The 12,011-nt window shown below is 58.1% G+C and carries 8 protein-coding genes; 6 read left to right on the top strand and 2 right to left on the bottom strand.

What is annotated here, in order from left to right:
- Positions 1-13: 13 nt before the first annotated feature.
- The 5 genes from O3306_RS20290 to asnB all read left to right on the top strand — a co-directional run bounded on the left by O3306_RS20290 (position 14) and on the right by asnB (position 5,658).
- The gene (locus O3306_RS20290; RefSeq protein ID WP_272010731.1) at positions 14-736 is read left to right on the top strand and encodes a DUF2334 domain-containing protein; all 723 of its coding nucleotides are present in this window, start codon (positions 14-16) and stop codon (positions 734-736) included.
- Between the two features lie 44 nt (positions 737-780).
- On the top strand, positions 781-1,368 hold the full coding sequence (locus O3306_RS20285) for a hypothetical protein (protein WP_272010729.1): 588 nt from the start codon (positions 781-783) through the stop codon (positions 1,366-1,368).
- A 65-nt stretch (positions 1,369-1,433) separates the two neighbouring features.
- The gene (locus O3306_RS20280) at positions 1,434-2,573 is read left to right on the top strand and encodes a glycosyltransferase family 4 protein (protein ID WP_272010727.1); all 1,140 of its coding nucleotides are present in this window, start codon (positions 1,434-1,436) and stop codon (positions 2,571-2,573) included.
- Positions 2,573-3,673 (top strand): glycosyltransferase family 4 protein, encoded by a 1,101-nt coding sequence (locus O3306_RS20275; RefSeq protein WP_272010725.1) that lies wholly within the window; start codon positions 2,573-2,575, stop codon positions 3,671-3,673. The genes O3306_RS20280 and O3306_RS20275 overlap by 1 nt, the downstream gene beginning before the upstream one ends.
- Positions 3,661-5,658 carry an asparagine synthase (glutamine-hydrolyzing) gene (gene asnB, locus O3306_RS20270; protein ID WP_272010722.1) on the top strand — a complete coding sequence of 666 codons (1,998 nt, stop codon included), beginning with the start codon at positions 3,661-3,663 and terminating at the stop codon, positions 5,656-5,658. Before O3306_RS20275 ends, asnB begins: the two co-directional genes overlap by 13 nt.
- Positions 5,659-5,729: 71 nt before the next feature.
- Here asnB and O3306_RS20265 read toward each other — a convergent pair whose 3' ends face one another.
- Positions 5,730-6,215, bottom strand: coding sequence for a VPLPA-CTERM sorting domain-containing protein (locus tag O3306_RS20265; protein WP_272010720.1), 486 nt, complete (start codon positions 6,213-6,215; stop codon positions 5,730-5,732).
- A gap of 641 nt (positions 6,216-6,856) precedes the next feature.
- On the opposite strand from O3306_RS20265, the gene xrtD reads away from it, so the two are divergent.
- Positions 6,857-8,470, top strand: a complete 1,614-nt coding sequence (gene xrtD / locus O3306_RS20260) for a VPLPA-CTERM-specific exosortase XrtD (protein WP_272010719.1) — start codon at positions 6,857-6,859, stop codon at positions 8,468-8,470.
- A 209-nt stretch (positions 8,471-8,679) separates the two neighbouring features.
- On the opposite strand, the gene O3306_RS20255 is transcribed toward xrtD, so the two are convergent.
- A complete protein-coding gene (locus O3306_RS20255) occupies positions 8,680-11,328 on the bottom strand; it encodes an aminotransferase class III-fold pyridoxal phosphate-dependent enzyme (protein WP_272010717.1) in 2,649 nt (882 codons plus the stop codon).
- Between the last annotated feature and the right edge of the window lie 683 nt (positions 11,329-12,011).

Genomic DNA, 12,011 nt, shown 5'->3' with positions numbered 1-12,011 from the left:
AAGGATCAATGTGATGGCGCGATTTGTGATCAGGTTGGATGATATCTGCCCGACGATGGACCATGCGAAATTTGCCAGCGCCCGGGAACATTTCGAGGCGGCGGCAGTGCGGCCGCTTTTGGGTGTTGTGCCTGACAACCACGATCCCGATCTGCAGATCGACGCGCCCGATCCGACCTTCTGGGAGACGATGCGAACCCTGCGCACGCGGGGTTGGGGTATCTCGCAACACGGGTATCAGCACCGGATCCACACCGATGACCGAGGTTTGCTGGGCATTACGCCGCGCAGCGAATTTGCAGGGCGGCCCCTTGATGCCCAGCGTAACGATCTGGCCGCAGGGCAGAAAATACTTGCAGGCGAAGGGCTCGGCACTGATATTTTCATGGCGCCGTTCCATAGCTACGACAAGGCGACGCTGAAGGCGTTGGCGTCGCTGGGATTTACCACTCTGACCGATGGCTACGGGTTGTTTCCCTGGCGTGAGAACGGCCTCAAGTTTGTGCCGCAACTGTTCGAGCGCCCGGTCAATTTCGGCATCGGCATTTATACGATGTGCCTGCACCTGAATAATATGCGTATGGAAGAAATCGATAAACTTGGTCAGTTCATGCTGGCTAATTCTGCCCGTTTTGTAGACTTTGACCAGGCCAGAGCGAGCGCTTGGCCCAGAGCCTTAGTCTGGCCGCTTGGTCTGTCGCTCAGGCTTGCATTGACTGCCAAGCGGCGGCTCTGATAGCCCCCGTATTCTTGCACAAATTTGGAACGATTGAAGACTGTATGGAAATAGCGCCCAGAATTATTGCAGTTGTAAAGGCCCCCTTGCGCCCGCTCCGGCACGGTGCGGTCGCCATTATCCGCGGCATCCTGCTTGATCGGCTTTTTTCCGGAAACGATATCCCGCGTAATCTGGTTATTTCGACAGGTGGCGCGGGCACGACAATTCTGATGAAGCATCTGTCGCGATATGTGCAGATAAACGACTTTTTCGACAGGGATAATCTCAAGCACCTGCCGCACCTGCCCGAGGGATGGGTCGAGAATAAACGGATCCTTTACGTATATGATGAACCGGCTGCAGTCTTCCGGTCGATCAAGCGTCGGAAGTTTGTGCATAAGCACGCCGGAGAGTTGGGCTGTCTCGCGTGTCAGTTCACTTGGGGGCGCCTACGCCAGAAGCTGTTTGAAAGAGCCGTCCGGAAACAGATCGAAGCATTCCACGCCTACTGGTCTGACAATGTCATGCTGCTGGCCTATGACGACATATGGAATCGACTGGAAGAGGTATCTGCTTTTTTCGGAATCGATGACGACCGTTTCGTGCGCGAGTTTCCCCCGCGCCGCCCGCGCAAGTCCCATCAGAAATGAGCGGCGCGCGCTTCGTAGTGTCCGAAATCGCATCCCTATCTCCAAACCAGAACGAGACAAAGCCAATGACAGATAAAGCTATGATCAATCGTGTGGTCCATGTCCTCTACTCGGGGCTAGGCGGGCATGGTGCCGTCATGTTCGGAATGCTGGACGCCGGCTTTTTCGCGGAGGCTGAGCATTTAGTCCTATTGACCGGCGTCGAGCCGCCTTTGCCTGACTATGTTTCGCGTTTGGACCAACGCAAGATGGCCTGGCGCTATGTGCCCAAGCAGCCCGGGCGGGGGTACGTTGCGTTTTACCGGGCTTTGCGGCGGGCGATTTTCGAAACAGATCCCGATCTGGTTTTCGTCCACGGGTTGGCGACGATCCCGTCGGTGGTCTGGAACCGCTCACGCGCGGTGGTGCTGGTGCGTGAGACAGAGCCGCAATCCACAAAGTCGATCAAGGACTGGGGGTCGCTTGCCGTTGCCCATACCAGTGTGGACGCCATCGTCCATTTGACCGAGGATGCCGCGCAGACGGCCGCAGCCAAGCTGCGTCTGCTGCATCGGCCCGGCAAGGTCCACATCATCGGAAACGGTCTTGATATCGATTACTTCAGTCCGGCATCAGGATGGCCTGACCGGCTTCTGGCCGGACCGCAGATACGTTTGGGCATGGTAGCGCGGTTGCAACCCAACAAGGATCATCAGACGTTGATCGCTGCCTTCGATGGGCTTTGCGCTGAGCGCCCTTGGGTCGACGCCCGGCTCGAGATCGCGGGGGACGGCACCACCCGGCCCGCGCTGGAGGCCGAGGTGGCGCGACGTGGGTTGCAGGACCGGGTCACCTTTCATGGCACCCTGAGCGCCGAAGGGGTGCGCGACTTGCTGCGCAGTCTCGATATCTATGTTCATTCCAGTTTTGGCGAGACCATGAGCAATTCGATCATGCAGGCCATGGCGGTGGGGCTGCCGGTGATCGCGGGCGCCGTATCGGGGGTCACAAATATGGTCACATCCGATGTCGGATTGCTCTACCCGTCGCGCGATGTGAGTTCACTTCGGTCCGAAATTGTCGACTTGCTGGACAATCCGGATGAGGCTCGCCGCCTAGGCGCTGCCGCTCGAAAGCGAGCCTTGACGCAATATGATGCGAAACTGACGGCGCGCGCCTATGAAGAACTGACCGAGAAACTTGTCCGGGAAAAGGCCGGTAATTGATGCATAAAGTCCTGCATCTGATCCCTTATGACACGGTGGGGGGGGTGGAAACCGCTGTGCGGTCTATCCCGGCCGAGTGGGACGGCAGGGCAGGGGCTGTTCGTTTTCGTCGTGCCTATTTGGTGACGCATTCAGCTGTAGAGGTGTTCCCCGAGGACTGGCACGGGCCCACCATATCCGTCAATCATCCCGTTGCACATTGGAAACTGTTGCGCTTTGCGTTGAAAAGCCGGGCAGATCTGGTGGTTGTCTCGCTTTGGCGCTGTTGCCCGACATTGATTGCGCTCAAGGCACTTCGTCCGCGGACGAAAACCGTGCTGTTCTTGCATTCGGCAGTGGATGTTCACGTGTTCGACCGGGTGCTCAACCGCGCGGCGATGCTTCTGGCGGACGAGATTTGGGCGGATTCCACCTCGACGCTGGAAGCCCGTGTTCCCGCGGCGGCACGCAAACGGGCGAGGGTGCTTTCATTTCTGACAAAGCGCCCGCCTGCCTTGCCGGGCCTGTCATCTACCGACCAAGGACGCAACATTGCTCCGAATTTTGTCTACTGGGGCCGCCTGCAGTCCGAAAAGAACCTTGGGCAGGCGCTCGATGTGTTCGCGGCCATCCACAGGCTGTTACCAGACGCAAGATTCGACATTATCGGCCCGGATCGCGGATCACTTGCCGGGTTGCAAGCGCGGGTGGCCGAGCTGGAGCTTGGTAATGCGGTGCGCTTTCCGGGTGCGCTGCCACATGACTCGCTGATGGCGCGTGCGCGCGATTACCGGTTCTATCTGCAGACCAGCCTGTTCGAGGGGATGGCGATGTCAGTGATTGAAGCTATGGGTATGGGGTTGGTGCCGGTCGTGACACCCGTGGGTGAAATACCCTCCTATTGTCACGATGGGCATACCGGTATCCACGTCAGCACGCCGGAAGAGACCGCACAGCGGGTTGCTGCGATCATTGCCGATCCGGCGTCCTGGCAAGAGATGTCGGCGCGTGCGGCCGAAAGGTGGGCCGAGGCCGATTTGTTTCAAGATGACTACCGCGACGCCTGTGATAATCTTCTGTCGAGGCCGCAATCCGGGAGAAGCTCTACATGTGTGGACTAGCTGGTTTTGTAACCTTCCGGCCATTTGATGATGCCGAACAAACACTCAGCAGGTTGCACACCGTAACTCGCTCCATCACCCATCGGGGCCCCGATGCAGAAGGCTACTGGCTTGATGAGGCTGAAGGCGTAGCGCTTGGCCATCGTCGGCTTTCGATACTGGATCTGAGCCCGTCCGGCGCCCAGCCCATGAAATCAGCCTGTGGCCGATACGTTCTCGTATTCAATGGCGAGATCTACAATCATCAGGCGCTGCGCCGCACTCTGATGGAGGGAGCGCCAGGTCTTGCGTGGAAAGGCCATTCCGATACTGAAACGCTTCTTGCCGCCATCGCTGAGTGGGGATTGGAGCGCGCGCTTGAGAACGCTTTTGGAATGTTCGCTTTGGCGCTCTGGGATCGTCAGAGCCATGACCTGTCGCTGGCGCGCGACAGGATGGGAGAGAAGCCGCTGTATTTCTCGCGGCAGGACGGAGGGTGGATATTCGGATCCGAACTGCGTGCGCTGCTCGCAGGGGGGCTGACACCGCATATCGATCACGCTGCACTCGGCTCATATCTGAAGTTCGGCTACGTCCCTGACCACCAATGTATCCTTGAGGGTGTCGGAAAGGTGATGCCCGGCAGCATCGTTCACCTGCGCGCAGGGGCGGAACCAGAACAGCTTCGCTTTGCGAAGGTCGAAGCACAGTTCGGCCAACCTGCCACGATCACGGACCCCGAAGAGGCCATCACGAAACTGGAGGATGTCCTCGGAGAGGTCATCAACGATCAGATGGTGAGCGATGTGCCCTTGGGTTGCTTCCTGTCTGGCGGCGTCGATTCCTCGTTGGTGGCCAGCCTGATGCAGGCAGGATCCGACCGACAGATCCGGACCTTCTCCATTGGCTTTGAGGACGAGCGTTTCAACGAGGCGCCGCACGCAGCTGCCGTTGCCGAGCACCTTGGCACGAACCACACTGAATTCGTCCTCAAAGAAGACGACGCACTGGCTATCGTGGCAGACCTGCCGCGCATCTATGATGAGCCTTTCGCAGACAGCTCTCAAATCCCTACGACACTGCTGTGTCGCTCTGCGCGCAAGCATGTGACTGTCGCCCTGACCGGGGATGGTGGGGATGAGGTCTTTGGGGGGTATAATCGCCACATTCGCGGCCCCGGACTTTGGCAGCGGATCAGCCGCTTGCCGTGGATATTGCGCCATGCCGGTGCTGGTGCCGTCAATGGCGCTGCGCAGTGGGGATTGCGAAGCGAGCGGATGTCTCGTTATGCCACCACGGCACTTGGCCTGCCGCTGACCACCCTCGACAATCTGCCAAAGCTGGCCGCGACGCTGCGTTCGGCGGGTAGTGCTGAAGATTTCTATCAGACCTTCATTTCAACGGGCAAAGGCCTGGAGGGCGCGCTGTTGAGCCCTGCGCCGCCATGTACCGCTGACCCAAGGGCGCTCGATCCTGCGGGGCTGGACATGGCGGAATGGATCATGGCGCGCGATACGACCGGCTATCTGCCCGGAGATATTCTGGTCAAGGTCGATCGCGCCGCGATGAGCGTGGGACTGGAAACACGCGCGCCGTTTCTGGATGCGCGCGTCTCTCATGTGGCGCGGCAAATCCCGATCGGGCTGCATGTGGATGGGCGCAAAGGCAAAAAACTGCTTCGAGAGCTGCTTTATCGGCACGTTCCGCAGGCGCTGATCGAACGCCCCAAACAGGGGTTTGCAATGCCGCTGGATGACTGGCTCAGGGGAGCGTTGCAGGAATGGGGGGCGGAGCTGATTTCGGATCAGGGGCTGGCCGCTGGCCTGGGCCTCGATAGAGAAGCTATGGAAAAAATCTGGATGAGCCACCAGAACCGGCGCATCAATGCCGGAAAGGAGCTGTGGGCACTTCTCGTATTGTTGTTATGGGCCCGAGACACCGGGATTGGTGCGGCGGCGCGCCCCGGCCAACATGATCGATGCTCGGACGAGGCTGCGACTGTGTAATCCCCTGAGGGGTACGGACCAGCTTGCCGACTTGTACGGTTAGCCCAGTCTGGTCGGCCGTGGTGAATAGATCAGGTTCGACGGTAGCGGGCAAATCCCAAGCCTGCCAACGCAGACAACAGCAGAATACCTCCTGCCGGAAGCGGAACTGGCGTTACTCCGCGATAGTAGATCGAGGCGTGAGACAGGCCTTTGGTGGCGAGCCAAGTTCCGCTGAAGTAATCGGTATCTACGAGGAATGCACCAAACCCGTGGCCAGGCTTCAAGGTGATGACCACATCACCTGTGGTGCGCCCGGCCCAATCGACGACCCCCCAGTCCCCGCCGTCGTCGCCATTAATTGGCCCTGTTGCTGTGAAGGTGATTGGTGAACCCACGGCTGAGTCGTCATTTTTGTCTGCAAGCATCCAACCAGTCTTGCCAAACAAACTGAAAGAAGCATTGATTTGGTTGGTGTCGTTGCCGCCAAAACACGCTGCTGAAATTGCATTATCCAAGGATACGAAGGATCCGGAATTGCCCGGACCGATCGTCGTACAAGATGCAGCATCGGCCATGGCAGCAGCCGAGGTGAGCACAGCAGCGGTCCCCATGACTCTCAAAAAATGCACAATCTTACTCCACACCTAGTTAAATAAACTCATTTCAGTTTATAGTGTTGACTGGCACCTGTGAACTCAGTTCAAAGGAATTTGGCCCTTTGCATCCCCATATGGCAGTTTATTGCACGCTGAGGTGGCTGTAGCCTTTTCGGATTAAAGGCAAGGTTGCGTACGGGAAGGCAATAACTCTCCAACCCTTGATGTGATTCGCCTTGGGGCTGCTTACCATTTGCGGCACCGGCGATGCCTTGCCGCAAACTGGAGGCAGGCTCACGCGGTGGTTTTTTAAGAACTGGCCATCTCAATACGGGCTGCGAACAGGCTCTCGTTTCAGGGGGCACTTAGATACCGTCTTGACCTATTTTCGCATTGCCGCCTTACTTATTGGCTGAAAACGCACCTGGAGTGCCGATAGGCTATCCTTTGGGAGGGCAGCGCAGCTTTGTTGTTCGATATGATAGCTGAACGCAGGAGGGGTCTGGAGGCAGGTCTCTGACGTTACTGTGTATTTGGAGCGTGCCAGTTTGCTGATAGTAAATTAGAATGCCATGATGGGCGTGTAATCGCTGTGATGTCTTAGTAAAGAAATTAGTTCCATGACCGTAGTATCGAGACAAGATTATTTAAGCAGAGCCACAGGCGGGCGACTGAGCTGGGGGCTCGTCTGGTTGGTTGTGATCGTTCTGGCCGCCGCGGTGTTCTTTAGCGCCGGCTTTGATGTCTTGTTCGATGCCTGGAGCAGGCCCGAATACAGCCATGGCCCGCTGATCCCGGTGCTTTCCGGATTGATGTTCCTGCGGGAACTGAAACAATATCCACCTCAACCCGGCCCAAAGAGCGATCGCTGGCAAGGTCTGCTCGTCGTGCTGCTCGCAATCACGATCGCAGTCTCTGGTGTGCTTCTGCATGCAGACAGTCTGGTGGCGTATGCCATGATCATCTGGGTGGGCGGGATTCTCCTGATCAGTTTTGGGTGGCGGACGGGCAAACATTTCTGGCCGCCGGTGCTTCACCTTGTCTTCATGTTGCCCCTGCCCGGGATGGTGTATTACGAGATCTCCACCCTTCTACAGCTTATTTCGTCAGAGCTTGGGGTCTGGTTCTTACGGTTGGCGGGCGTTCCGGTCTTCCTTGATGGGAATATCATCGACCTTGGCGTTTTGAAGCTGCATGTGGCCGAGGCCTGTTCAGGGCTCCGCTATCTTTTCCCGATCCTCAGCTTCTCCTATATTTTCGCCTTCCTTTATCAAGGCCCGACTTGGCACAAGCTTCTGCTTCTTGTCGCAGCCGCGCCCATCGCCGTGTTCATGAACTCGGTCCGGATCGCAATGGCCGGGATCTTGATGCAGCGTTTTGGTCCGGAATGGCTCGAAGGCTTTACCCATTTCTTCGAGGGATGGGTCATCTTCATGGCCAGCGTGTTCATTCTTATCTGCCTTGCCTGGATCTTGCTGAAACTGAACCCTCGCAAGATGAGCTTGGCCGAGGCTCTTGATCTCGATACTCAAGGGGTATTCCCGCAGCTTGCGCGGCTGAAGCTTGTGCAACCTTCCGTGGCACTTATGACCGCCGCCGTACTGATGATTGCCGCCGCTGGCGCCTGGCCCCTGATCCCAGAGCGCACGCCGGTCGCACCGGAACGGTTTAGCTTTACACTGTTTCCCAGTCAGGTTGGCGAATGGCGCCAGGTCGGTGAAGAGCAGAAGTTCTCGCCCGACGTGGAAAGAAGTCTGGCTGCTGACGATTACATCGCGCTTCAGTTCGGACGGGCACCAGGCACGCCGACACTCGATTTCTTTTCAGCGTGGTACAAGGACCTGTCAGCGGATGGTGTGCAGCATACACCCGAAATTTGCCTGCCGGGTGCAGGATGGGAAATCGCTGAAGTGGAGCGGGTCGATATTTCTGGCGACCTGGGGTTGGAGACGCCGTTCAACATCAATCGCATTATCGTCCAGAAGAACGAGGAACGGATGATCGTGTATTACTGGTTCACACATATGGGCAAGACGATGCCAAGGAATACTTCCGCGAAAATCAGTGTGTTGACCAGAGGTCTGATGGCGGGGCGCACGGACGGCGCCATCCTCAGGCTTATCAGCCCGATCAAGAAGGGCCAGCCGAATGCCGAAGCCGAAGCCGAAGCTGAGATGAACGGTCTGCTGAAAGAACTTCTTCCGCGACTGCCGCGGTTTATCCCGGGCATCTGAACAGGTCCTGTCACAAAGAATATATGGCAATCCCCCCACAAACGGGGGGATTGCCATAAAGCTTTCTTGAAGCGACCGTAGCGACGGATATAGAGCTTTGACCGGGCCTTACCATCAAGCTGTCAGGGGTGAGGGTTTTGCCGACTCTCACCTACGCGCGGTTGCGTATTGGCACCCCAAGCAGGAAAATGATTTCCCAAGTGTGGGCATCATTCTGCAGCCCACACATTCGTACCCGTCAGCGAGGAACGCTCGGCTGCTTGTCGCTGCCTCAGCGCCGCGGCGACACGCTCGAAGTCGGCGTCCGTCAGTGACTCACCGTACCATTGTGGCTCTGCAGGTTCGAACCCGTGGCGACGGGCCATTTCGGAAATGCGGTCCGCGTCAGACAGTTTCAGATCGCGCCCGAGGCTGTAATCGTCTGCCTCGCCTTCAAGCGCCAAGAGCATCGTTTCGCCAAGGCAGCCCCAGCAGAGATCTTCCGGGAGGTTCTGGAAAGGCCCGAGATTCACGGGGAATGGGGGTCTTACCAAGCCACCATCAAAGACAAGTGCGCCTTGCTCGGAGAGATCGGCCTGTGTCACGTTCGGTGGACGTGCTACGTCACATACAACCGTGCCGGGGCGCAATTGTGTCGGATCGAGGAATGTCACCTCGGCACTGGTCGCCACGAGCACCATATCTGCAGTCTCAAGCGCGCTGTTCAGGTCGGTCGTGCCGGTTATCGGAGTTGACAGGCCGACTTCGGCGCAGGCTCGGGCAAAGTCTTTGGCCACACCTTTGGTCATGACCTCGCCTTGCGGAGGAAGCAAATTCTGCACACAGGTACTCAGGCCGCCTGCTCTGGGGGGCAGGTCCTCTACGGACAAGGTGTGCACCACTTCGTCGGCGACTCTGTCCAAGAATGTCTGCGCTTGTCTGTTGCCGGCGTTCCCTACCAGGGTCAGCCGGTTCGCCCGACGGGCAAGCATCAAGCTGGCCAATCGACCGATTGCACCGGTGGCGCCTACTACAACGATATGCGCGTTGGCCGGATCAATCCCGACACGCCGGGCTGCCCTTTCAAGAGCGGTCACGCCAGATACCGTGGTCAGTGTGTTGCCACTGGTTACCGGTACGCCGTGGCCGGCGACGGCGGCGCCACCATTGGTTACGATCGAGGTGAACGCACCAAGCCCGAGGCGATTCGCGCCAAATTCTGCGGCCATGCCAGCGGACGCCTGAATCATGGTTCGTGCGTCTTTTCGGCCCGCGCCCATCATGTCCTTGGGCAGGAGAGGTACGGACATGATCATCCCTTCGGCCGTTGCTCCGGCGCGCGAGGTTCCCCCCGCAACCGGCCAGGCAAAGCCTGGGCCGACGCGCTTGACCCACTCCATCCAGGTGGCCCGTTCTTCGGGACTGAAATTGGCGAAGGATGGATCGGACCGCAAGAGATCTTCTTCCTGCGTGTAATGGATGAGGAAACAGAAGCGTCCAGGCACCGATTCTGGCAGACCCCTTGCCGGGCCCTGTTGGGGCATGGCAGGTTCCGTTTTGGCCAGTTGCGCAGCCCGCTTTGGCGTCACGAGGTGCTGCATGAGCGCGTGGTAATCCCCGCGGGCGAGTACATCACAGACGGCCTCGAGCGCGGTGATGCACCGGTCGATTTCGGGTTGGCCCGAGATCAGGGCCGGCTGCAAGCGCATCACGTTGGCGTCGTTGAAGACGGGGGCCGTCAGGACGCCCTCGACATTGAGGAGATAGGAACTCAAGAGCCCGATGAAGCCTCCGTTCAGCCCGCAAAAGGCCATGGAGGCGGAATCAGCCCGCTCAAATGGTTTGCGGAACACGATCCCGCGCATGTAGCCGCGCCCACGCACCTCGTTCAACACTTCCGGATAGCGCTGCTTGAGCGCCTCCAGCTGGGCGTGGAAATAGTGACCGTTGCGCTCTACGTCTTTGATCAACGTGCGGTCGTCCTTCAAGAGCAGGTCGAGCGTGGCATTGGCCACCGCGCAGGCAAGGTTGTTGTTTGCGAAGGTTGAACTGTGCAGGAAGCCGAAGCGGTCATCCCAGACCTCTGGGCGCACGATGACGGCCGAGATCGGCATTAAACCACCGCCCAAGGCTTTGCCGAGTAACAGCATATCCGGGGGTTCCGGGCAATCCTCGCAAGCGAAGAGCTGACCGGTGCGGCCGAGCCCAGTCTGAATCTCGTCAATGATGCTCAGGACGCCATATTTGCGGCAGAGCGCGATGGCAGCACCGAGATATCCCTCATCCAAGGGACAGACGACGCCGCCTTCGCCCTGGATCGGCTCGAGGATGAATGCGGCGATACTGTCGTGGTCGGCTACGAGCTTAGCTTCAAGCGCCTCGAGATCACCAAATGGGACATATTCAAATCCGGGAGCAGGGCCGCCGAAATCCTTCTGATACATCGGCTTGCCAGTTGCGGACAGGGCGCCCATCGTCTTGCCGTGAAAGCCGTTGAGGGTCGAAAGGATGTGGTCGCGGCCGCTCCTTGCACGGGCAAGCTTGATCGCGGCTTCCACTGCTTCTGCGCCAGAGTTGGCCAATGTTACTACGTTCAGATCATGCGGCGCGATGCTGGCCAGCTTGTCGGCCAGGCGCTCAGCCTCGATAGCCCGCAACGGTTGCACCATTGCGGGCCGCATGAGGCTCTCTTGGTTGCGTAACGCATCCCATATCTGCGGTGGGTTATGGCCAAAGGGCAATGCGCCGTATTGTGAAAGGAAATCTAGGTACTCTCGTCCTGCTGTGTCGTAAAGTCTGCAGCCGTTGCCGTGCGCGAGTTCCAGATCGAGCCCGAAAGTCTCAAGGAGACGCGCACGCGTAGGGTTCAGACCATTCATGATGCATTCCTTTTCTTATTCGTGGGCGCCTTAGAAAGGCTCGATGCACCATCGTTCGCCCGAAAGTTGGGCAGCAATAAGACTGAAAAGGTATGTATCGTGGGCCAATAATGGTCCAATTCAGGCGCTTCTGAAAAAATGTCGCCAAACAAAATCATGGGCCACGTGTCCTCAGAATGCGTCTGGTCGGCGTCCCGTGTGGGGGCAGGGCACGTCTACAGGACTGATGCCGACATTGGAGTCTACCTAAGCCGGACAGGCCAAGTTTTGCCGTGAATGGATCGAATGCACTACTCGGTGCCGTTCTGGCGTTTAGTCCCACCATCGGTGCCTGCCTGTTTTAGTTTTAGCCCGACTTTGTTCCGGAATAGCCCTCCGACTACGATTGGACAAGTCGGGTGTCGGGTGCGCGGCATAAACTCGCTCACAAATGCATTTCGCGAAAGATTCGCCCTGGAGTGTTCTCGTGATTCGCACGCAGAAGATGAATGCTTTGCGCCGCATGGCTGTACCTGATGTCTCAGGTCAGAGGGGGGGGCTGCTTTGGGACTGGGGCGCGAATTCAAGGAAACGCTTTTGCGCTTCTAGAGCGTGTTGCGTTCAATTGGTTTCATAGCCTGCGGCCCTGAAGAAGTTGTAGCATTCCTCGTCAGTGAAAAGATCACAGACGTGTCCTACGGCGC

Origin of the sequence: Roseovarius sp. ZX-A-9, assembly GCF_028369135.1 — a bacterium.
GTDB lineage: Bacteria > Pseudomonadota > Alphaproteobacteria > Rhodobacterales > Rhodobacteraceae > Roseovarius.
This window is presented reverse-complemented; position numbering and strand designations above follow the sequence as displayed.